The sequence below is a fragment of the Gemmata palustris genome, from assembly GCF_017939745.1.
In the GTDB taxonomy this organism is placed as follows: Bacteria; Planctomycetota; Planctomycetia; order Gemmatales; family Gemmataceae; genus Gemmata; species Gemmata palustris.
In genome coordinates this window covers 2,027,688-2,048,547 of the sequence record NZ_JAGKQQ010000001.1, presented here as the reverse complement: position 1 = coordinate 2,048,547, position 20,860 = coordinate 2,027,688, and the positions used below count along the sequence as shown (strand labels likewise).

The window sequence follows — 20,860 nt, the reverse complement described above, 5'->3', positions numbered from 1 at the left end:
TACTCCGCCGCGGAAATGACGAATGACCCAGCGAAATTGAAGGGAAACCGGGCCGCGCCCGGCTCCCCTTCGCTGCGTGGGTCATTCGTGCCCGCGGATGGACTCTTCCCACTACTACCATTATTCGCGCGCGATGCCGGCCGCTTGCATCAAATCTGCCGTGGACCGGTACGCTTCCGTTACCCACTCGACGATTTTTTCGGGCTCCGGTGAATACTCCAGTTCGATGCTAATCGCCCCATCAATCCCCAGCGCCGCGATCTCTTTCAGGTAGGGCACGAAATTCACCACGCCGCGGCCCGGGGGCAGATCCCCGTGAACCTTCCCGTCGCAATCACTGATGTGAACATGAATCGCCTTGCCCTTCAATGCGCGTAGCTCCTCGGGTTTACTGCCCGCAAGGTGGAGGTGCGAAACATCGATGTTCGCGCGCACGGCAGGGTGATCGACTTCGTCGATAAAGCGCACCATGTTCGGCACGTCGTTCAGCAGTGAGAGCTTGAACGGTTCGAGTTCGAGAGCGACGTCGAGCCCGAGGGCCGCCGCGTAATCGCCGAGCGTTTTCAGGTGCTCCACGCCGGTCTTCCACTGTTCCGCGGGCGGGATCACCTGGCGCTCCCAGATGTACTCCCCGAGCACGAGCAGCAGGTTCCGCGCGCCCAGTTCGTAGCAAAAATCCAGGTACGCGCGGCAGCGGTCGAGGTGAAAGCGCTGCACACTTGGGTTGAAGTCGATCAGCCCCACCGCGACGCACGCGACGCTCACGACGGGCAGGTCGGCCCGCGCGCACTCGGTGCGGATGAGCTTGCGCTCCTTCGCGCCGGTGTCGAGCGGGTCCGCGAAGATGTCAATGGTGTCGAACCCGATGGCCTTCGTCTGCCGGATACCGAACGCCGTGCCCTTTCCCGCTTGCGCCCAGGCCGAGTTGATGAGTCCGAGTTTCATGATTATTCCGTGTTTCGTGTTTGGTGCCGGGCCGGTGCCCCGTGCGCACCGGCGCCCGGCTCGCACACAGTAAACTCCGCGCACCAAACCCCAAACACAAAACGCCAAACACTGGCCCAAGCCACCGGCGCTGGTAGGTTGACCAGACCGCCCGGCGGCGCCGGGACTTTACACCGGACCCATTTGATGCTGGAACATTTCGGCGATTACGGCTACCTCGGCGTGTTCGTGGCGCTGATCGCGTCGGCGACGGTGGTCCCGCTCCCGGAAGAGCTGCCGGTCATCACTGCGGGCATCCTGGTGGGGCACGAGGGGACGTCGCTCCGGTGGTACATCATGCTGCCGGTGCTGATGGCCGGCGTGGTGATCGGCGACGGCGCGCTCTACGGCATCGGCCGGTTCTGGGGGCGCCGGCTGCTCCACATCGGGTGGGTGCAGCGCAAGATCATCACGCCGGAGAAGCGCGAGCAGATCGAGAAGAACTTCCACGACCGCGGGATCATGATTCTGCTCGGCGCGCGCATGTTGCCGGGCATCCGCGGGCCGATCTTCATGATGGCCGGGGTGCTCCGGGTGCCGCTAGGCCGGTTCCTGCTCGCGGACGCGATCTACGCCATTCCGCTCGTCAACATCATATTTTGGCTGTCCTACTTCCTCACCGATCAAGTGCTGCTGATCTTTAACAAGATCAACGAGTACAAACCGCTGGTGATCGTCGCCATTCTGTCGGGGATCGCGGGCGCGATGATTCAGAAGTACGTCTTCGGCCGCCACGTCTCGACCGGCGAACCGCCCCACGTGCCCACCATCATCGCCAAGCCCGCGGTCGCGATGGGGCACGTGGTCGGTCAGGCGGTTGAAATGGCAGTGGATACCGTGACCGGCCGGCACCACGACAAACCGCACGAGGGGGCGCCCGCCGCGCCCGACGGCGCTGCGGACCAGGAGTTCGGCATCCGCGTTCAGGAGCCGAGCGCCAACGGCAACGCGGCCGGGAACCAAGTGAGCGAGAAGAAAGCAGACGAGAAGGCGGGCGGGTGAAGCCCCGTAGAGTAGTGGGGCGAACGGCCGGTGTCAGCCGGCCGGTGTTCTTGGCTTCCCACCGGCCGGCTGACACCGGCCGTTCGCCCCACACCGCAGGCCACACTCGAGTGCGCCTCATTTCGCCAGTTTGCCGTTAGTTTGTAGGTGCGTCAGGTAGGTGTGCCAGTCCTTCTCGAACGCGGGCAGATCCTTATCGACCAGCGCCGCGAACGCCTTCTTCGGATCGCCCCCGCTGTTGAGCGCGACCAGGTATTTGTCGAACTCTTTCGTGCCGATCAGCCGGCGGTCGAACGTCAGGTAATAGGCCAGCGCCCAGCACGACAGGTACGCCCGATCGGATACGGCCTTCTGGTCCGCGTGCGACGCGATGAATGCGTCCCGCCCGGTCGCGAGCAGGTCGCCGAGCGGAACGAGCGCGTTGCCGTTCTTCAACTTGAGCCAGTCCTTGGTGCGCTGGAGCCGGTCCTTGTCCGGGTGGTCCGCGCGCAGCTCGCCGGCTTCCACCACGGCCGTCTCGAACACCTGCGCGAGCCCCTCGTTCAGCCAGCGCGGGAGCTCGCCGGTTCCCTTCCCGGCCTTGACTTCGTCGGGCTTCAACGGCGGGTACACGAACGTCGCGACGTAGGCGTGAAACGATTCGTGGTACAGCAGCGCGAAGAGCAACTTGCCGGTCGCGGTGTCGAACTTGATGCCGTTGTTCACGTCGGCGGTGAAGACGCGCTTCTTCTCGGTCGCGATCGTTTTCAGGTGGCGCGCCAGTTCCTCGCCCTTGTACAACTTGCGCACCCCGTCCTCGTAGCGGTCCAGCCCCGCGAGTTGCTGCCCGTGGTGAACTCGGGCGGACTGCAAATCGGTCCCGAGGCGCGTCAGATCGCTGCCGCACAAAACGCGGTTGTTGGTCACGTCGTACACGGCCGGGTTCAGCACCCGCGCGCCGCCGAGCAGCGCCCCATACTCGTCCGGCGCGGTCGCGAGCATGATCTTCGTCGGGCGCCCGTTCTTCACCGTTGGCGGGAGGAACCGGGTGAACGCGGTGTAGATCTGCTCCAGACGCACCGCGGACCGGCGCGTGAGCTCCTCGGTCCCGGTGCAAACGAGGGTAAAGTAGTCCGAATCGTACAACTTCGCGCCGCCCGGTTTCTCCGGCCAATCCGCGGGCACCAGTTCGAGCGACTCCATCCGCTTGCGCTCACCCTCGCCGGTCGGGTCCAGTTCCGCGAGCCGCTCTTTCAGGGTCTCGCGATCCTTGTCGGAGAGCTTCTTGGTGTCGGCAATTTCGGCCTTGCTTAAGAAGCTCGTGAGTGTGACCGTGGGGCGCCCGGGGGGGCGCGAGACGGACTGGAACTCGATGCCGTCCAGCAACTCGTGCAGGATCAGCCCCTGCAACTTCGCGCCGTTCGTCAGCGTGATCTCGTCGAACGCCCAGTTCGAGAGCCCCGCCGGTTGCGCGGGCGGTTGTGCCACCGCGCCGGCACACGCGAGAGCGACCAGGAGAACGAGCAGTGCGCAACGCATGGATTCGTCCGGCACGGTTGAGGGGCGTGTTAACTATTGTGCGTCGGGAACGGTAGGATTGGAAGTGAGTGCCCGGTTCTCGAGGTGACTTCATGGCCGCGTCGGATCTGGTGGTGGCGTTCACAGGTGCGAGCGGATCGCCCTACGGTTTGCGGCTCGTGGAAGTGCTGCTCCGGGCGGGTCGTGCCGTGCATTTGACCATCAGCCCGGCCGCGGTCGAGGTGTTGGAAACGGAAGCCGGCGCAACGGTTCAACTCGACTCGGACGAGTTCGACCCCGCCGCACTGCTGGGCGAACGCGCTGACGGGCTGGATCTCGCGCGCTTGCACTACCATCACTTTCGCAACTTTCGGGCGGGCATCGCGAGCGGGTCGTTTCTCACCGGCGGCATGGTGATCTGTCCCTGTAGCCTCGGCACCCTCGCGGCCGTTGCGCACGGCGTTTCGGAGAACCTGATTCACCGCGCCGCGGACGTTCACCTGAAGGAGCGGCGGAAGTTAATTTTGGTGCCGCGCGAGACCCCACTTGGTCTGATCGCTTTGAAGAACATGGTGGCAGTGACTGAAGCCGGAGCCGTGGTGCTTCCCGCAATGCCGGCCTTCTACACCCGGCCCCGGGGACTCGGCGACATGGTCGATTTTGTCGTCGGGCGCATCTGCGACCAACTAGGGGTCGAACACGGGCTTTCGCGGCGCTGGGGGGAGCCGGTGGACGAGTAGCGCCCGAAATTCCTGCGGCATAGTCCGAACATTCGGCACATTTTTGATTTTCTGTTCTATGCTCAATTCGTCGTACCTCATGCGAGGTCGTCGCACCCCCTAAAATCATTGGAAACGACGGGCTATGGCAGCCATTGCCCCGGTTTCTACAACCGATCTGCTCGACCTCATCAAGAAGAGCAACCTGCTCCCGACGGCGCGTCTCCTCGCGCTCCCCGGGCCGGAATCGCTTTCTGTGGACCCGCGCCAGGCCGCGGGCGCGCTGATTCAAAAGAACTTTCTCACCAAATTCCAAAGCACACAACTGCTGGCCGGGCGGTACAAGGGCTTCCGCATCGGGCCGTATGTGATTCAGGATCTGCTCGGGCGCGGGGGCATGGGCGCTGTGTACCTGGGCGAGCACCTGGAACTGAACCGCAAGGTGGCGCTCAAGGTACTCGCGCCGGTGCGTGGGGAGGCCCAGCAGCTCGCCACGGAGCGGTTCCTGCGGGAAGCCCGCGCCGCGGCGGCTCTCGATCACCCGAACATTGTCCGAGTTTTCGACGTGGCCCGGCACAACGAGACGCCGTACCTCGTGATGGAGTTCGTGGACGGCGAGACGCTCCAGGAAACGCTCGACCGGGACGGGAGCGTGCCGCCCGAGGTCGCGGCCGAATACGTTTCCCAGGCCGCGTCCGGGCTCCAGCACGCACACGAGCGCGGGTTCATTCACCGCGACATCAAGCCCGCGAACCTGATCCGCGACCGGTTCGGCGTAGTGAAGGTGCTGGACATGGGGCTGGCGCGGTCCGGGAGCGACGAGGACAAGCTGACGGAGGTACTCGACCGGGGCGCGGTGGTGGGGACCGCCGATTTCATCTCCCCCGAGCAGGCGATCAACTGCCCGAACATCGACGGCCGGGCGGACATTTACAGCCTGGGTGCCACGCTGTTCACGCTGCTCGCGGGCAAGACGCCGTTCGACGGGAACACGACCCAAAAGCTGATGCAGCACCAAATGAAGGACGTGCCCCCCCTCGCCGGGCTGAAGCCGGACCTGCCGACGGGGTTGACCGAGGTGGTCGCGCGGATGCTCGCGAAGAAGGCGGCCGACCGGTACCCGACGGCCGCGGAAGTGATTGCCGCTCTCGTGCCGTGGGCGGGCCACAGCTCGCACGTTGTGGCGGGCCTCTCGCGGACGAAGATCGGGCAATCCGCGGACCGACAATCCGTGCTCGGGGGGTGGTCCTCGTCCGGCAGCTCACAGCGCATCCGGCTGGTCCCGCTGGGCACGGAACCGAGCGATTCGGGCGAACTGGATTTTTCCGATACGGGGAAGGCCACGATCGCCCTCTCCGGTGCCGAAACCGCCCGTTCGCGAACGCCCGCGCCCGTGTCGGTCCCCGTTCGCACCGTTCCCGCAGATCCGCTGCTCGTGCCGGTACCCGTGCCGCGCGCGGGGCGCGGTACGATGGCGCTCGTGGCCGGCCTCGCGTTCGCGATGCTCGTGGCGGGGGTGCTGATCGGCTGGCTCGCGTTCGGGCGCTGATTCACCTCGGCTGGTGTAACTCTGTACCCCACGGTAACATAACGGTCTCCCGAAACTCGGAGACCCGTTGTGGACCTTTTTGACGACCTGCGCGAAGAGAACCGTTTGCGTGCGCGGCCGCTCGCCGCGCGGATGCGCCCGCGCACGCTCGACGAGTACGTCGGGCAAAGTCACTTCCTCGGGCCGGGCAAACTGCTCCGGCGCATGCTCCTCGCGGACCGGCTGAACTCACTCATCTTCTACGGCCCGCCCGGGTGCGGCAAAACCGCCCTCGCGCACGTCATCGCGAACCACACCAAGAGCCGGTTCAAGCCGCTGAACGCGGTCGCGGCCGGGATCAAGGAAGTGCGCGAGTTGCTCGCGGAGGCGCGCAGTCACCTCGAAGAACTCGGCGAGCGCACCATCCTGTTTCTCGACGAGATCCACCGCTTCAACCGCGCGCAACAGGACGTACTCCTGCCCGACGTGGAAGACGGCGTGATCGTTCTCATCGGTGCTACGACGCAGAACCCGTTCTTCGCGATTAACACGCCGCTCCTGTCGCGGAGCCAGATTTTCCGCTTCGAGCCGCTGACGCGGGACGACATCCGCACGCTGATTGCCCGCGCCCTCACAGACAAAGAACGCGGACTGGGCAAACAGAACGTGACGATCACCGAGGACGCGCTGGCGTTCCTGGTCGAAACGTGCGACGGCGACGCGCGCCGGGCGCTCACGGCGCTGGAAATCGGCGTGAAGTCGGCCCTCGCGCCGGAGCGGGCGAAACCTACCCCCCCGTCCCCCCTCGCTTCTTGTGAGGGGGAACCCCCTGCGGGTTCCCCCTGCAACCCCCTCCTGACAGGGAAGGGGGGGAACAACCCCTCCCCAACCCCTCCCCTAAACGGAGAGGGGCTTAATACCGAAAACAGTTCCGCACCTGTTCTTGGCTCTGCTCCCCCTTCCTTCTTAGGGAAGGGGGTTGGGGGGTTAGGTTCTGCGCCCGGTATCCTCTTCGACCTCACCCTCGCGCAAGATTCCATCCAGCAGAAAGTGATCGAGTTCGACCCGACCGGCGATACGCACTACGACACCGCTTCCGCTTTTATCAAGAGCCTCCGCGGGAGCGACCCGGACGCGGCACTGTACTGGATGGCCCGGATGCTCGAAGGCGGCGAAGATCCGCGGTTCGTGGCGCGCCGGTTGGTCATCTTCGCTTCCGAAGACGTCGGCAACGCGGACCCGTTCGGGGTGGTGCTCGCGAACGCGACGTGGGACGCGGTGGAGAAGGTCGGCTTGCCGGAGTGCCGAATCAACTTGGCGCACGCGGTCTGCTACCTCGCGACCGCCCAGAAATCGAACGCGAGTTACATGGCCGGTGAAGCCGCTGCGAAAGACGTGAAAGAGGGCCGCACGCTCCCGGTTCCGTTGCACCTCCGCGACAAGAACTATCGCGGCGCGAAGGAAACGCTCGGTCACGGGGTCGGGTACAAGTACGCCCACGACTTCGAGGGCGGGTGGGTCGACCAGGAGTACATCCCAACGGACGCGGAGTATTACCAGCCCACCGACCGCGGCCACGAGGGGAAGATCAAAGCGCGTCTCGAAGAACTGCGGAAGCGGAAGAAGAAGCCGACAGAGGGCGAACGGCCGGCGTAAGCCGGCTGGTGGGGCGGTGCTTGCGCTGTGGATGTAAGCGACGCCGTGCGTCAGCAGGGTTCACGTGCGCGGGTGTTGGGTCGTCGATCTCGTCTTGGGAAAAGTCTGATGCGCCGCGAGCGCCGGCAGTACCACATCGAGTATCGGCGCGATCCAGCGGTGATCGTCGTGAAAGAGCACGATGTCGCCGGGGCGCACGAGTTCCAGCACTTCCCGCGCGCACTGAATCGCATCGGCTTCGCTGCGGCACTGCCAGTCACCACTATCGAGCGACCAATTCACGCACTCCAGTCCCAAGCGCTTCGCGGCGAACCACGACCCGGGTCTCAGTTTGCCGAGCGGTGGGCGGAAGAGGGTTGCCCCCGGTACTAGCGTTTGGCACTTCCGCACGTCGGCGCGCGGTTCCCGAATGTCGCGCCAGCGCGGAACAGTGTGAGCGAACGTGTGGTTCCCCAGTGTGTGCCCGGCTGCTGTGATGCGTTTTACGAGCGCCGGGTCCGCGATGCGCTTGCCGACCAGGAAGAATGCCGCACGGACGTCGAACACTGCGAGTCGGTCCAGCACCGCGGGGGTGTGTTCGGGGTGCGGGCCATCGTCGAACGTGAGCCACACGTCTGAACCCGCGTAGCGGGTTCGGCTGAACGGTGCGAGCGCAGCGCGCTTCAACCAGTTCGTGCGTCGGGCGAACGTCATGCCGCGCGCCTTGTCCCTTCGAGCGGGCGCGGAGTGCGTTCCCAGCCCGAACTTCGGCGCACCAAACCTGCCAGTGTCACCCAGCCCAACCGCGCCACCACGAACGGCGACCGGAGTAGCAGCCCGAGTCGCTTGCGCGATAGCCCCACGACCCACATCGCGCGTAAGTACAGCATCACGATCACGGATACGAGCACGGCCGGCCATAAGACGAAGCCGCACGCGAGACCGACCGCCGCCGTGAGCGCGAGATGCGCCAGTACAAGCGGCTTGCTCGCGAGCAGCCCGGCCCCGCGCCAGCGCCGGCGCTGTTGGCACAAATCCGCGACCGACGGCGGCGCTTCACACGCCACTTCCGCGCCGCCGCAGTAGCGCACGCGAACGCCCGCGGATCTCAGCCGCTGCGAGTATTCGGCATCTTCTGTTGCGCCGAACGCATCCCACGGCACGCGCGCCAACACACTGCGGCGAAACACCATTCCGGTTCCGCGAAGTGGGACCGAAAAGCCGAGCCGGTCCCAGCCCGCGGCGATGGAATCATCGAACGCCGCACCCACGGCCGCGACGAACCCGGCCGGCCCGTCGTCCGCGTTCCGGGACCGCACGGCCACTTGTGCCGCTTCCGCGCCGGTCGTGAACGTTGCGTCGAGTGCTTGAAGTGCATTGCGGTTCAGCGTGCAGTCCGCATCGAGAATAAGCACAACGTCCGGCGCCCCCCTCAGTACGCGCTCCAGTCCAAAGGCGAGCGCGTACCCCTTTCCGCGCTCCGCGAGGTCGAGCCGAACGAAGCACGTAACTCCGGCTTCGCGCGCGACCGTTGCGGTGCCGTCCGTGCAGTTGTCCGCGACCACGCAGACCCGCACCAGTTCCTGCGGATAATCGAGGATCGCCAAACTTCGCAGTGTCCGCGGAAGCGCGTGCTCTTCGTTGTGTGCGGGGACCAGGATGGTGAAAGTGTTGGTCGGCGCGCGCGATCGCTCGCGCCGGCGCCAGAGCCCGGCGAGCGTGGGGACGAGATAGCCCAGGCACGCCACCGTCGCCAGGACGAGGCACGCCAGAAGCCCGGTCGTAGCGACCATGCCTCACCGACGATTAAGGATATTTTGGTTCAGCGCGGGCCATACCGGTGCGTCGCGACGAGAGCAAGTCGTTTTTTGGCGGGCGCTCGTTGCCTCGCGGTTCGTCCCTAGAACCGTGAGTGTCAACGAGCGCGTGGTACATTTCGTTCCATCTTCTGTTGACACACGGCGCGGTGCCGCTATACCTCGTGGCCGAAAACGGGCGGCCGCCGACGGGGGAAACGACCGGTAGCCGCGCCAAACAAACACGAGTCCGAAACGCCCCGGTCCGCGAGACGCTCTGCTGACAGGGCCGGAGGGGGCACAATGGACGCGACCACTTCGGTGGAATCGCTCAAAGACGGTATTCGGAGGTTCGCCACCGTGCGCGGGTGGGAGCCGTACCACACGCCGAAGAACCTCGCGATGGCCCTCGCGAGCGAGGTCGGTGAGTTGTGCGACATCCTCCGCTGGCTGACGCCCGAGGAGTCGGTCGCCGTGGCTGCGGACCCGGCCACGCGCGAAGCGGTCGCGGACGAACTGGCGGACATCGCGAACATCGTGTTCTTGCTCAGCGCTCACACCGGGATCGATTTGTCCGAGGCGATCGCGGCGAAGATGACGAAGAACGCGATCAAGTACCCGCCGCCGGCCTAGCCCGGCGCGGAAGGGGAAGGGATCACGATCGGGCGCGGCTCCGGGGGGAGCCGCGAATTCGATGTCGGGCCGGCGCGCCGGCGTTGAGAAACGGATCGACCTGTCGAGGGGGAGTAGGCCGTGCGTAAACGACCGATTGTGCTCGCGGCCGCTGTTGCGGTCGCGGGGCTCGCCGTGCTGGGGACGGTGGTGGCGCAGCAACCGAGCAGCGGGTACACGCAGCCCAAAGTGGTGCCGGCCAGCGGCACGCTTCCGGCAACGACGCGCCCCTACAACGAGTGGACGCCGAACTCGAACCAGCCCATTCCCTCGCCCGCCGCGGGCCTCGGTAGCGGGAACCCGGGGGGAGCGCGACCCGCGGGCGGCTCTTACCCGGCTCCCGGCGGTCAACCGCAGAATGGTTACCCGGCGGGCAGTCAGCCCGTGAATCGGCCGCGCCCCGGCATCGCGGGGGCCGATCCGATCCGCCCCGCCGGGGGATTTGACATCCCGGCCCCGAGCATGGACCTGCCCGGCGCGGGCACCCCTCTGGCCCGGCCGCTCCCGCCGCCGAGCCTGAGCGTCGAGCCGGGGGACAACAAGTTCGCCCCGCCGCCCGCGCTCGGTGGGCCTGCCGTTCCGCCGGCCCCGGGCGGTACTCCGCTCGCACCGTCGGCCCCGCCGTTCGTTCCGGTGCCGCCGGCGCCGGGGGGAATCGCGCCGCCGGGCGCAGTTGCGCCGCCGACCGTTCCGCCCGGGCTGCCCGCGTTCCCGTCAACGCCGATCGCCCCGCCGGGTGGCGGGACCAAGCCGATCCCCGCTCCGGGAATTGTGCCGCTCGTTCCCCCGGGACCGAGTGTGCCGAGCGTGTCCGCCGCGCCCACCGGCGCGCCGCTCCCGAGCCGCGTGTCGCAGAGCGTGACCATTGACGCGGTCTGCCCCGAGTCCGTGGTGTTCAACTCGGAATGGCGCTACGAGATCGTGATCCGCAACTCGGGCAACGTCGTCGTGCAGAACGTCCGCGTGGAGGACGACATCCCGGCCGGTGCCCAGTACGTCGGCAGTGATCCGCCCGCCGAAGTGAGCGGCGACAAACTGGTGTGGGCGCTCGGCTCGATGGATGGCGCCACCGAAAAGCGGATCGCCGTGCGGGTGCGACCGACCGAAGAGGGCGAACTCCGCAGCCGCGCATCCGTGACGTACTCCGCGTCCGTTGATGCGAAGACCAAAGTGACCCGCCCGCGCCTCGCGGTGACCGTCGGGTGCCCCGAAGTGGCTCGTGCGGGCGAAGAGCCGTTGTTCAAGATCAAGGTCACGAACTCCGGGACCGGCCCCGCGCAGCAGATGGTGTTCAAAGCGCTCCTGTCGGACGGGTTGGACTACCGCGACCAGGGTAAAGAACTCGTGACCAAACTCGCGAGCCTGCCCGCGGGCGAATCGCGGACGGTGGACCTGCCGCTGAGCGCGCTCAAGTCCGGCTTGCAGTCGTGTCAGGTGACTGTGGCGGCCGAGGGTAGCCCGGAAGCGACTGCGAGGGCGTCCGTGAACGTGGTCGAACCGCTGCTCCAGATCGCGCAATCGGGTCCGGCGAAGTGCCTCGTCCGGGCCGAGCCGACCTACGAAATCAAGTTCTCGAACCCGGGCACCGCCGCGACGGACGCGATCACGGTTTACTCCGTGCTGCCGGACGGCTTCGACTTCGTCCAGGCCAGCGACAGCGGCACGTTCAACGCGACCAACCGGGTCGTGAGCTGGAAGCTGAGCGGGCTGGCCGCGGGCGGCACCAAGGCCGTCGGCATCAAGTTGCGGGCCGGGGCCGCGGGTGACGTGGCGCTGCGGACCACGGCGACGGCCGCGCCGGAGGTGCAACCGGGCGGCGTGGCCCCCGCGGGTGGCGTTGCGGTCCGGGCCGGGCGTGTGTTAGAGGCGAAAGCCGATACCGCGATCAAGGCCGAGGGCGTGGCCGCGCTGCGGTTCGATGTGGCGGGGCTCGAGAACCCGGTCGAGGTCGGCAAGGAAGCGGTCTACGAGATCCGGATCATGAACCAGGGCACCGGGGCTTGCACCAACGTGCAAATCATGGCCGCCCTCGCCGACGGGACCACGTTCACGAACTCGAACGGCCCGACCCAGGCGAAGGCCACCGGGCAGACACTGGTGTTCGAGCCGATCCCGACGCTCGCGGTGAAGGGCGAGACGGTGTACCGCGTGCGGGTCCGCGGGGCCGCGGCCGGCGACCAGCGGTTCCGGGTGCAACTCACCTGCGACCAGGTCCGCACGCCGGTGGTCAAGGAAGAGAGTACGCGGTTCTACAAGGAGTGACGCGGCCCAAGGGCAGGGGACGGGAGCACCCCGTCCGCGCGGCCAGGGGTGTCAAGGACAGCGGCGGCGCCCGCGAGGGCGAAAGGCAGTGGCGACAGATCGGTGAGTTGCCCCCGCTCCACAAGAGCGGGGGGCGAGACGGCCTCGGCCGTGCGGGGGCACGGGGCGAGGTGCAGTGGAAGGGAACAGCGGGGGTTGCTACAGTCCGGCGACTTCATACCGGCTCCGTGCGCGGGACGCGCTGCGGGGCCGGACGGGGGAGGGAGTCCGTTCATGAGCATTAGTCGTGCGCCACGCAGGGACCGGATCGAAACGGACGCGAACGCGATCCACATTCGTTGGATGATCCGGCGGGACATGCCGGACGTCATGGGCATCGAGTTGTCGAGCTTCGAGTACGCCTGGACCGAGGACGACTTCCTCCGGTGCCTGCGCCAGCGGAACTGCATCGGGATGGTCGCCGAGCGGGGCGACACGATCATCGGGTTCATGATTTATGAACTGCACCGGGCGCGCCTCCAGCTCCTGAATTTCGCGGTCGCACCCGCGGTTCGTCGGAGCGGGGTGGGCGGGCTGCTCATCAACAAGCTGATCTACAAACTGTGCAGCCACCGCCGGCAGAAGCTGAGCCTCGCGGTGCGCGAGGGGAACACGGCCGCGCAACTGTTCTTCCGGGCGCACCGGTTCAAGGCGGCCCGCGTCCTCCGCAACTACTACGAGGACAGCGGCGAGGACGCCTACCAGATGGAGTACAAGCCCGCGGAAGAGGAGTGGGCCGAGTTCGGTGGCGAACCGATCAACCGCGTCGCGATGTTTGAAGAGAGCTGAGCGCGGCGAAATTGCCCTCGTCCGGTGGGTATCCGCCCGACAAAGGCACTTACGGTGAATGCGATTGGTTTCGTTTTTGTGATCGTCGTAGCGGGCAAACGAGCCGCGACCGCAAGGGAGCGGTCTGCGGCTCCCCGCGTTGAGCCGGAACCATTGGGAACCGGTTGTGCCTCCCGCTCTCTTGCGGTCGCGGCTCGCTTCCAAGGAATCAGAAACCGGACGAACCGGACTAACGGGAAAGGGACGCCCCAATGACGACGGAACGCAAACTGTGGTGGCGCAAGGTCGTGGCGGTCGCGATCGGTGGGGGTGTCGTCGCGGGCGGACTGGTCGGCGTCGTTCGGGCAACCACGGACACTCATAAGCCCGTGCCGCCCGTAGTCGAAGACGCCGCCTGGACGCGGTTAGCAGATCCGGTTGTGCCGGCGGTTGCCGAAGTCGATCGGCGTGATGTTCCGCCCGGGGAAGTGATTCAGGTCGGGGCCGCGCTCCCGATACCCGTACCCAGCGCGCCGACCCCGGTTGCACCCGCAGTGCCCGTTATTCCGGCCCCGCCCGCGCCGTTCCCGCCGAATCTCGAACCGGTCGGAGCGGGTCCGCGCGTTCCCGATGCGGGTTCTGGTGCCGATAAGAACTTGCTCCCGCCGGTGCCGTCGCTCCCGCCCGTCGAGCTGCCGAAGGTGCCGGCTGCGCAAACTCCACCGGCCGCGAAGCCGACCATCCCGGCTCCGCCGATGGACTTGCTGCCGCAACTGCCGGTTCCGAGTGCCCCTCCCGCCGCTGGGTTACCAGCGCCGACCACACCGGGCTCCCTGCCCGCACTTCCCGCGCTTCCCGGTGGGACCGCGGAGCCACAAAAGGTACCCGTCGTTCCTGCGCCGCCCGCGCCGGTAATGCCCGTAGTTCCCCCGCCGGCGGGAATTGCGCCGTTGATACCACCGGTACAAACTACCGAGTCGGTGCAGCCGATGTTACCGGGTAAACCGGATTCTGGCTTGAACCCGACTATTCCAGGGAATACGCTCAATCCAACGCCGCCGACTGGTGCCGCGATGCCTGCCGGCTTCCCACCGAAGAGCCCCGGGGGGCGCGACGTGCCCGGCACGCCGGTCGATCGGCCGAAGCCGCCCGAGCCGTCATTCGGTTCGACCGACAAGTTCTCGGTCCCGGCGGCCAACCCACTGAGCCCGACACCACGAGAATCCGCCATGCTCAACCTGAAACAGACGGCCGCCCTCGCGGTCCTTAGCGGTGCGATGCTCACCGCGGAGCAGGCCCGGTCCGCCGTGCCACTTCCGCCGATCGTTCCGGCCGTGCCGGTGAAAGCCGCCGAGAAGACGGAGACGGAGAAGCTCAGAGACGACTTGACCGAAGCAAACAAGAAGATCACGGCGCTCGAAACATCTGTTAAGGGGCTTACGGAACTGTTGAAGGGCAAGAAGGACACCGACGGGACGACTATCCTTCCCAGCGATCCCGGCGCGGTCGAGGAAATCAAGCGGCTCAAGAACCGCATTGCGGAACTCGACAACGAACTCAAATCGCTGAAGACGCAGACCGCGTTGAAGCCGGCGATCGTCCCCGAGGCGAAGCCGAGGGGCATCGTGAAGGTGGTGAACGAGTACCCGGTCGAGATCTCGATGGTCATCAACGAGAAGTCGCACCGGATTCTGCCGAACACGAAGATCGATGTCGAAGTGCCGGCCGGAGAGTTCAGCTACCAGCTCCTCCAGTCCGGGGCCGCGGTCACGCGGAGCGTCATCAAGGACAAAGAGACTGTTACGCTGCGGATCAAGTAAACCCGAGAAGTGCGGGACACGACGCTCAGAACGGAAGACGATTGTCTTCCGTTCTTGGTTTTCTGCTCCGCGCTCCGCATCCCGCGCTGCACATGATCGTTACCATTGATGGTCCGTCCGGGGTCGGCAAGAGCACCGTTACGAAGGAACTCGCGGCCCGTTTGGGGTTCGAGTACCTGAACACCGGCGCGATGTACCGCGCCGTTGCGCTCGCGGTTCTGCGGGCGGGCATTCGCCCCGGCGACGAGGCCGCGGTGACGGCGGCGCTGGCGGGCGTGCGCGTCGAGGTGCCGCCGGGCTGTATCCTGCTGAACGGCGAGAACGTGGTCGCAGCGATCCGCGCGCCGGACGTGTCGCGTGGCGCGAGCGAGGTCGCCGTTCACCGGGCCGTGCGCCTGATGCTCGTCGCCGCCCAGCGCGCGACGGCGACCGGGCACGACATGATCTGCGACGGGCGCGACCAGGGTTCGTTCGTGTTTCCGACCGCGGAGTGCAAGTTCTTCCTGATTGCTGACGCGCGCGTGCGGGCCGAACGGCGCGCGGCCGAACTCGCCGCGAAGGGCGACGTTGTCAGCGTCGCGGACGTGATGCGCGACCAGGACGAGCGCGACCGGCGCGACGCGGCGCGCGAACTCGCGCCGATGGCCCCCGCCCCGGACGCGATGGTCCTCGATACAACACACCTCACCACGAACGAAGTCATCAACCGCTTAGAGAACGTCGTCCGCGACCTCCGCGCGTGCCTGCGGCGCTGAGCGTTGGGGCCGCAGAAAGCACTTCGGATATGGCAGACCGCCCGAACTTCGTCGGCCGCGTGTGGTACGACACCGTTTTCTGGTCCTCATTCACGTTCTTCACGTTCGGGTTCAGCATCCGGCGCAGCGGCTGGAAGAACATGCCGCGCACCGGGCCGGTGCTGGTGCTCGCGAACCACCAGTCGATGTTCGACCCGGTGATGGTGGGGCTCTCGTCGCGCCGCTATCTTTCGTATCTCGCGCGAAAGAACCTCTTCGAGCAGCGCGGACTCGCACCCATCATTCGCAGCCTGAACGCGATCCCGATCGACCGCGGCATGGGGAAGGACGGCATTCAGGCGGTGCTCGATGCGCTGGGCCAGGGGCAGGCGGTGCTCGTGTTCCCCGAAGGCGAGCGCACGCAGGACGGCGCGGTCGAGCCGCTGAAGCCGGGCGTGTCGCTGCTCATCAAGCGCGTGAATTGCCCGATTGTGCCAGTGGGGATCGCGGGCGCGTTCGCGGCGTGGTCGCGGCACATGAAGTGGCCGAAGTTGTCGCCCCTCTTGTTACCACCGGACCCGAGTACGATTGCGATTTCCGTGGGCGCTCCTATTGAGGCCGCGCGCTACCAGAACATGAAGCGCGACGCGATGCTCGCCGACCTGCACCGCGCGCTCGTGGAGCAGCACGCGGACGCCGAGCGCCTGCGTCGGAAGTGATTACCGTCGCCCAGTGGCAATTCACATTGGCGTGCTGCTCTCTGCGTTGTCTTCCCGGCCCTGTCAGCGGAGCTTCTCGCGGGCCGGGGAGTGGGAAGTGCTTCCGCTCCCCGGCGGTCGCGGCTCGTCCAATTCGCTCCAACGATCCCGAAACGACATTAGTGGGCTGACTTTTCCGGTACGGAGGGCTTCGGGTCGGGTGCTCCCGCCCCCCCACGAACCCGGTCGATCGTGCCCGAGGGCTTCTCCAGATCGACGATTACTTCTTGGCCCCAGACGTGTTCGCCGGTGTTCGCGGCTTTGTCCACGGCCTGTGCGCGGACGTAGAACTTCCACAACTTTTCGTCGGGCACTTCCCAGGCGTAGCGCCCGGTGGTGGCGGTGAGATCGTTGTCGAGCCGGTACTTGATCTCGTTCCACTTCGTGGCGGTCTTGTCGAGCGACCACTCCAGCCGCACGGGTTGCGGCATCAGGTTCGCGTCGGACGCGCTCCAGGTGATCTCGACGAGCGGCCCCTTAACGCCGCCCGGCTTCACCTGCACGCCGGTGATCTCCACGCGCGGTTTCGTGGTGTCCACCACCACGAGCACCATCGGCGGGTCGTCCTTTTTGGGGTCGTCGGCCTTCTTACCCGCGCCGCTCTCCGGGATGATGTAGAACCCGTAAATGCCCTCGTTGGGCGCCTTGTACGCAAGAGGGATTTTGTGCGGTTCTGCGTCGCCGGGCATCAGCTTGCTCGGTTGTTTCTTCACGAATTCCCAGGTGCCCTTGTCCTTCTGCACGAAGAGGTGCGCGGCCTGAACCCCCGAGCGCCCCATGTGTTGCACGGTGTACTCGAAGTCGAATTCGAGTGCGTTTACGTAGTCGATGCGCGGTTCCGGCAGGGACGGCACGGACCCGCCCGCCCACGCCGGTCCGCCCGGTTGTTTCGGCAGCCCGACCGGTGTGCCCGGCTCCGCGGGGACGCGCACGACCGGCGAGAGCCCCTCGTGCCCGGCCCGGTCCCGGGCCTTGACGCGCACGTCGAGCGACTGCCCCGGCTTGAACTTCCATGCGTAGAAGTCACTCGCCCGGAACGGCTTATCCGCGGGCACGTTCTTCACCGCCGTCCAGTCGGTACTGGACGGCCATTTGCACTCGAGGACGATGCTCGTTGGGTCGAGGTTGTCGTCGGTGGCGCGCCACTCCACCCCGGTGCCCGACGGCGCGAGTTGCACGCGCGGGGCCACGGTATCGACGACGGCGCGAATTTCCGGCGCGAGCGCGTCCGCTTTGGGTGCGACGGTCTCGTCGGCGTAGACGAGCTGCACCGCGAACTCGTAATCCCCGTCGCGGGGGGCCTCAAAGATGAAGCCGCGCCGGTCGTTGATCTGGCTCAGCCCGCCGACCGGTAACTTCTGCCCCTTCTGAAACGCGCCGCGGTTCAAGGAGTAGTAGAGCTGGAGGTGCGTGACCTTGTTCTGGAGCGCACCGAGGTTCTGAACGTTGACCGGGATGCTGACGGACCGGTTCGGCCAGTAGTGCGGCTGAAGGCCGCCGAACGGGTCGCGGGTGTCTTGGGGGCTCGCGGTCGGGGTCAGCGCGAGCGCCGTACCCAACCCGATAACGACGATCAGGATGTGTTTGGAGCGCACGGTTGACCTCCTCTCGTGGTGCGCCGGGACCGTGCACCACACAGAAGATCGACCGGGAGGGATGGATGGCTTGAGCGAAAGGGAGCGAAGTTGGGGGAAATGCGGGCCGGAGTGAAGCCCGAGGAACGCTTCCCGGAGTGCGTGCGTCGCGCCCCGGGACCACCACCTGCCACTCTTCTCGCGCCCCGCGGCTACTTGCCCTTCACGTACTTTTCTGGATTCTCTTTGAACTCGTCGCGGCACCCGGAGCAGCACACCCAGTAGTCCTTGCCATTGTAGCTCACGGAGATGTTGGCGGAACCGCCCGAGACGATGCACTCCGGCTTCTTGGGTGCGCCGGCAACGACGCCGTCCTTGCTGCCGTTCATCGCGTGGACCGCGGAGAACAGGCCCTTCCCGCCGTCCTGCTTCTCGTACTTCATGGCGAACCGCTCGCCCTCGGCAGCGGTGTTCAGTGTGAGGCGGTACACGTCGTTGGTCTTCGGGTCCTTGCGCTCGACCTTCAGCGCGCCCTTCGCGTAGGCGCCCTCGAACGTCTGGGCGGCTTCGCCCTTCGCGGACGGGGTGAGGGCGAGCAGGTACTTCTTCTTCTCCGCGTCGTACTTCAGTTCGCCGCTCGTGAAGTATTTGCCCTTACCCTCGGCAAACGAAACTGTGATCCAGGCGTCGCCGTCCTTGAACTTCCAGCCCCAGCTCACCTTCTCCTTCCACGCCTCGGTCTTCGCGCCGACCTTCTGCGTGCCCTCGAGGTTCCACAGCCCGATGAAGTCCTGAACTTCTTGAAGGGCCTTCTTCGACTTGGCCGAGTCTTCCGGCTTCGCTTTCTTTTCGGGTTGCGCGCCGCTGTGAAGGGCGGTCAACCCGAGGCCGCACACTGCGAGCGCGGCGATGTACGTCGTCCGCTGAAACATCGTAAACGTCCCTCTGGGAGTGGTGAGTGGGTGGGAATAGAACCCGTTACTGGTTCGACGCCCCGGCGGGCCGTTCGGTTCCGCAACATCATTCCTAAGTCATAAACCCGCTCTCCGCCACTGAATACCGGTCGCCCGCCTCACTTGGCGAGGCCGTTGGGGTCGATGCGGAGGACGCGGAGCGGCTCGTTCGCTTCGGCCGCGCCGCGGAACTCGAACGTGTCCCCGAACGGGACCGCTTGCGGGACGAGGACCGACCGCGCCGGGTTGCTCGGGTGCGGGACGACGAACCAGAACAGGTTCCCGGCCCCGAAGTAAAGACCGCCGCCGGCCGGCCGGGTGACGACGACCGGGCCGAACTTGTTCTGGTCGTCGCTAAACCACACGACCCCACTTTCGGTAATCACACCGGCCGAGGTGTCGTTGACCCAGAGCGCGCCCTTCGGTGCCCCCGCGCCGGGTGGCCACAACGAGGTCACGGGCCGCGACTCGGCGCCGAGCGGAAGATAGAACAGCGCGCGGTCCTTTTTGCCCTTCCCTTTCGTCTCGAGGGTCAACAGGAGTCGGCCGGGGGTACCGCTGGCGGCGACGGCGAGCGGCTTCACCTCGCCCCCGAGGTCGTGTACGCGGAGCCGGTCGAGGGCCGCTCCGGCCTTGATCTGGTAAAGAACCCCGCCCACGACGAGGACGATCGATCCGCCCCCCGCGGCGCGGGCGACGGACGCACCCAAGATGACTTTCCCTCGCGCGCCGCGGGGCGCGATGAACTCGGACACGGTGGCCCCGCGGCGCACGTCGAACAGGTGGACCGCGCCGGCCGTGGAAACGGTCACGATCTGGTCCGGTTGGGGCGCGAAGAACGCGGCGGCGAGACCGTCTTTCTGGTGGTCCGGCTTGCCGGCGAAGGGATCAACGGCATCGGCCAGCTTCGTGTTACCCTCCAGATCCCACACCGTGAGCTTCCCGCCGGACGCGGCGAGGAACCGCGTGGCGGTGGCGGAGGAGTGCAGGTCCCAGATCGGCTCGACGGGGTCGGCGGTGAACTCCAGGCGCGAGACGCGCACCCGGGACGACGGACTGTAGGCGTCGAGCGCGAAATTCGTACCGGTTCGCACCACGACAAAGGTGTCGGCCGTTTTCGGGTCGAAGGGCGGGAACGCGCGCCGGACGAGGTCGAACTCCGTTTCGAGGATGAACCGCGGTTCACTCGGCTTGTCCGCGCGCTCGAACACGATCGGCTCCTTACCGACAGTGAACGCGGGGCGCGCGGCCGTCAGTTCGAGCGCCGGGCGCGTGCCCTCGGGTTCGAGAGCCTGGTCCGCCGAGTTCGGGTCCGCCGGAGCCGACGGGTCTTCGTTCTGCGCTTCCGTTTTGATCGCTTCCGGCGGTTCCGTGTTCTTCATGTACGCGATGACCGCGGCGGTCCCCAGAGTGACCGCGAGAAGTCTGGCGCCGACCCTGGTCCGCAGCCTCCTGTCCGTCCCGCTTTTTGCTTCCGGGCACTGGTAACGGGACGTGTTCTCTGCTGTTTCCTCCGGCTCGTTCTCGCGCGTCTTGCGGGGTTGTGGGCCGTCGGCGGGGATTTCGGACGAGTGCGCGACGGGCTGGGGCGCGGGGGGCTTCGGAGCCGCTTGATCGAGGTCGACCGCACCGGCGCCCGGAAGCCCGGAGAGAGCTTTCACCGGTGCGGTTGTCAGGTCCGGCGCCGGTTGCGCCGGTGCGAAGTCGGTTGGGTCGGCCTTATTTTCTTTCGACAGTAGAGCCGCGGGTGCTTCGGCTGCATCGAGTCTCTGCGGTTCACGGGCGACGCGATTCACCGGGAGGGGCGCGAGGACGCGGAACGAGTGCTGACACCGCGGGCACCGGACTTTTCTGCCGATTCGACTCTCGGGCGCCTTCAGTTTCACCCCGCAGTAAGGGCATCTTATCTTGGCGTATTTTATGCCGTTGGATAAAGGAAGCGCGGGCGCCTCGGCTGCGTCGATCTCCTGCGGTTCACGGGCGGCGCGATCCGCCGGGGTGAGTACGGGAATGCGGAACGAGTGTTGACACTGCTGGCACCGGACTTTTCTGCCGATTCGACTTTCGGGCGCTTTCAGCCTCACCCCACAGTTGGGACACAGCACCAAGACCACGATAA

The 20,860-nt window shown here is 66.4% G+C and carries 17 protein-coding genes; 10 read left to right on the top strand and 7 right to left on the bottom strand.

The genetic code is table 11. The features are described from left to right. Positions 1 to 120 precede the first annotated feature (120 nt). Positions 121 to 945 carry a sugar phosphate isomerase/epimerase family protein gene (locus tag J8F10_RS08040; protein ID WP_210653321.1) on the bottom strand — a complete coding sequence of 275 codons (825 nt, stop codon included), beginning with the start codon at positions 943 to 945 and terminating at the stop codon, positions 121 to 123. Positions 946 to 1,131: 186 nt separating this feature from the next. Here J8F10_RS08040 and J8F10_RS08035 point away from each other — a divergent pair, with 186 nt between their 5' ends. Then, entirely contained in the window at positions 1,132 to 1,986 is an 855-nt protein-coding gene (locus J8F10_RS08035; protein WP_210653320.1) for a DedA family protein, read from the top strand. A 117-nt stretch (positions 1,987 to 2,103) separates the two neighbouring features. Here J8F10_RS08035 and J8F10_RS08030 read toward each other — a convergent pair whose 3' ends face one another. Beyond that, positions 2,104 to 3,504, bottom strand: coding sequence for a DUF1570 domain-containing protein (locus J8F10_RS08030; RefSeq protein WP_210653319.1), 1,401 nt, complete (start codon positions 3,502 to 3,504; stop codon positions 2,104 to 2,106). A gap of 92 nt (positions 3,505 to 3,596) precedes the next feature. On the opposite strand from J8F10_RS08030, the gene J8F10_RS08025 reads away from it, so the two are divergent. The 3 genes from J8F10_RS08025 (at position 3,597) to J8F10_RS08015 (ending at position 7,386) form a co-directional block, all read left to right on the top strand. Continuing rightward, a complete protein-coding gene (locus tag J8F10_RS08025) occupies positions 3,597 to 4,223 on the top strand; it encodes a UbiX family flavin prenyltransferase (protein ID WP_210653318.1) in 627 nt (208 codons plus the stop codon). A gap of 124 nt (positions 4,224 to 4,347) precedes the next feature. Continuing rightward, positions 4,348 to 5,751: a serine/threonine-protein kinase gene (locus J8F10_RS08020; RefSeq protein ID WP_210653317.1), complete on the top strand. Its 1,404-nt coding sequence runs from the start codon at positions 4,348 to 4,350 to the stop codon at positions 5,749 to 5,751. Between the two features lie 69 nt (positions 5,752 to 5,820). Beyond that, positions 5,821 to 7,386, top strand: a complete 1,566-nt coding sequence (locus J8F10_RS08015) for a replication-associated recombination protein A (protein WP_210653316.1) — start codon at positions 5,821 to 5,823, stop codon at positions 7,384 to 7,386. A 60-nt stretch (positions 7,387 to 7,446) separates the two neighbouring features. Here the strand turns inward: J8F10_RS08015 and J8F10_RS08010 are convergent, their stop codons facing one another. Then, the gene (locus tag J8F10_RS08010) at positions 7,447 to 8,079 is read right to left on the bottom strand and encodes a polysaccharide deacetylase family protein (protein WP_210653315.1); all 633 of its coding nucleotides are present in this window, start codon (positions 8,077 to 8,079) and stop codon (positions 7,447 to 7,449) included. Continuing rightward, complete coding sequence (locus J8F10_RS08005) at positions 8,076 to 9,158, bottom strand: glycosyltransferase family 2 protein (RefSeq protein ID WP_210653314.1); 1,083 nt, start codon at positions 9,156 to 9,158, stop codon at positions 8,076 to 8,078. Before J8F10_RS08005 ends, J8F10_RS08010 begins: the two co-directional genes overlap by 4 nt. Before the next feature lie 306 nt (positions 9,159 to 9,464). On the opposite strand from J8F10_RS08005, the gene J8F10_RS08000 reads away from it, so the two are divergent. From J8F10_RS08000 to J8F10_RS07975, 6 genes are all read left to right on the top strand, one after another. Continuing rightward, positions 9,465 to 9,794 carry a nucleotide pyrophosphohydrolase gene (locus J8F10_RS08000; RefSeq protein ID WP_210653313.1) on the top strand — a complete coding sequence of 110 codons (330 nt, stop codon included), beginning with the start codon at positions 9,465 to 9,467 and terminating at the stop codon, positions 9,792 to 9,794. Between the two features lie 120 nt (positions 9,795 to 9,914). Further along, complete coding sequence (locus J8F10_RS07995) at positions 9,915 to 12,095, top strand: DUF11 domain-containing protein (RefSeq protein ID WP_210653312.1); 2,181 nt, start codon at positions 9,915 to 9,917, stop codon at positions 12,093 to 12,095. A gap of 273 nt (positions 12,096 to 12,368) precedes the next feature. Then, entirely contained in the window at positions 12,369 to 12,923 is a 555-nt protein-coding gene (gene rimI, locus J8F10_RS07990) for a ribosomal protein S18-alanine N-acetyltransferase (RefSeq protein ID WP_210653311.1), read from the top strand. Between the two features lie 251 nt (positions 12,924 to 13,174). Beyond that, positions 13,175 to 14,722, top strand: coding sequence for a hypothetical protein (locus tag J8F10_RS07985; RefSeq protein WP_210653310.1), 1,548 nt, complete (start codon positions 13,175 to 13,177; stop codon positions 14,720 to 14,722). Between the two features lie 92 nt (positions 14,723 to 14,814). Then, entirely contained in the window at positions 14,815 to 15,477 is a 663-nt protein-coding gene (gene cmk, locus J8F10_RS07980; protein ID WP_210653309.1) for a (d)CMP kinase, read from the top strand. Positions 15,478 to 15,506: 29 nt separating this feature from the next. Further along, positions 15,507 to 16,175: a lysophospholipid acyltransferase family protein gene (locus tag J8F10_RS07975; RefSeq protein ID WP_210653308.1), complete on the top strand. Its 669-nt coding sequence runs from the start codon at positions 15,507 to 15,509 to the stop codon at positions 16,173 to 16,175. A 158-nt stretch (positions 16,176 to 16,333) separates the two neighbouring features. On the opposite strand, the gene J8F10_RS07970 is transcribed toward J8F10_RS07975, so the two are convergent. The 3 genes from J8F10_RS07970 to J8F10_RS07960 all read right to left on the bottom strand — a co-directional run bounded on the left by J8F10_RS07970 (position 16,334) and on the right by J8F10_RS07960 (position 20,537). Next, entirely contained in the window at positions 16,334 to 17,809 is a 1,476-nt protein-coding gene (locus J8F10_RS07970) for a hypothetical protein (RefSeq protein ID WP_210653307.1), read from the bottom strand. Between the two features lie 191 nt (positions 17,810 to 18,000). Beyond that, positions 18,001 to 18,720 carry a YHS domain-containing protein gene (locus J8F10_RS07965; RefSeq protein WP_210653306.1) on the bottom strand — a complete coding sequence of 240 codons (720 nt, stop codon included), beginning with the start codon at positions 18,718 to 18,720 and terminating at the stop codon, positions 18,001 to 18,003. 140 nt (positions 18,721 to 18,860) lie between these two features. Continuing rightward, complete coding sequence (locus J8F10_RS07960; RefSeq protein ID WP_210653305.1) at positions 18,861 to 20,537, bottom strand: hypothetical protein; 1,677 nt, start codon at positions 20,535 to 20,537, stop codon at positions 18,861 to 18,863. Positions 20,538 to 20,860: the final 323 nt, after the last annotated feature.

Excerpts from the sequence above, each read along its gene's own strand:
- J8F10_RS08040 (WP_210653321.1), bottom strand. The coding sequence starts at position 945 with ATGAAACTCGGACTCATCAACTCGGCCTGGGCGCAAGCGGGAAAGGGC.
- J8F10_RS08035 (WP_210653320.1), top strand. The coding sequence starts at position 1,132 with ATGCTGGAACATTTCGGCGATTACGGCTACCTCGGCGTGTTCGTGGCG.
- J8F10_RS08030 (WP_210653319.1), bottom strand. The coding sequence starts at position 3,504 with ATGCGTTGCGCACTGCTCGTTCTCCTGGTCGCTCTCGCGTGTGCCGGC.
- J8F10_RS08025 (WP_210653318.1), top strand. The coding sequence starts at position 3,597 with ATGGCCGCGTCGGATCTGGTGGTGGCGTTCACAGGTGCGAGCGGATCG.
- J8F10_RS08020 (WP_210653317.1), top strand. The coding sequence starts at position 4,348 with ATGGCAGCCATTGCCCCGGTTTCTACAACCGATCTGCTCGACCTCATC.
- J8F10_RS08010 (WP_210653315.1), bottom strand. The coding sequence starts at position 8,079 with ATGACGTTCGCCCGACGCACGAACTGGTTGAAGCGCGCTGCGCTCGCA.
- J8F10_RS08005 (WP_210653314.1), bottom strand. The coding sequence starts at position 9,158 with ATGGTCGCTACGACCGGGCTTCTGGCGTGCCTCGTCCTGGCGACGGTG.
- J8F10_RS08000 (WP_210653313.1), top strand. The coding sequence starts at position 9,465 with ATGGACGCGACCACTTCGGTGGAATCGCTCAAAGACGGTATTCGGAGG.
- rimI (WP_210653311.1), top strand. The coding sequence starts at position 12,369 with ATGAGCATTAGTCGTGCGCCACGCAGGGACCGGATCGAAACGGACGCG.
- J8F10_RS07985 (WP_210653310.1), top strand. The coding sequence starts at position 13,175 with ATGACGACGGAACGCAAACTGTGGTGGCGCAAGGTCGTGGCGGTCGCG.
- cmk (WP_210653309.1), top strand. The coding sequence starts at position 14,815 with ATGATCGTTACCATTGATGGTCCGTCCGGGGTCGGCAAGAGCACCGTT.
- J8F10_RS07975 (WP_210653308.1), top strand. The coding sequence starts at position 15,507 with ATGGCAGACCGCCCGAACTTCGTCGGCCGCGTGTGGTACGACACCGTT.
- J8F10_RS07965 (WP_210653306.1), bottom strand. The coding sequence starts at position 18,720 with ATGTTTCAGCGGACGACGTACATCGCCGCGCTCGCAGTGTGCGGCCTC.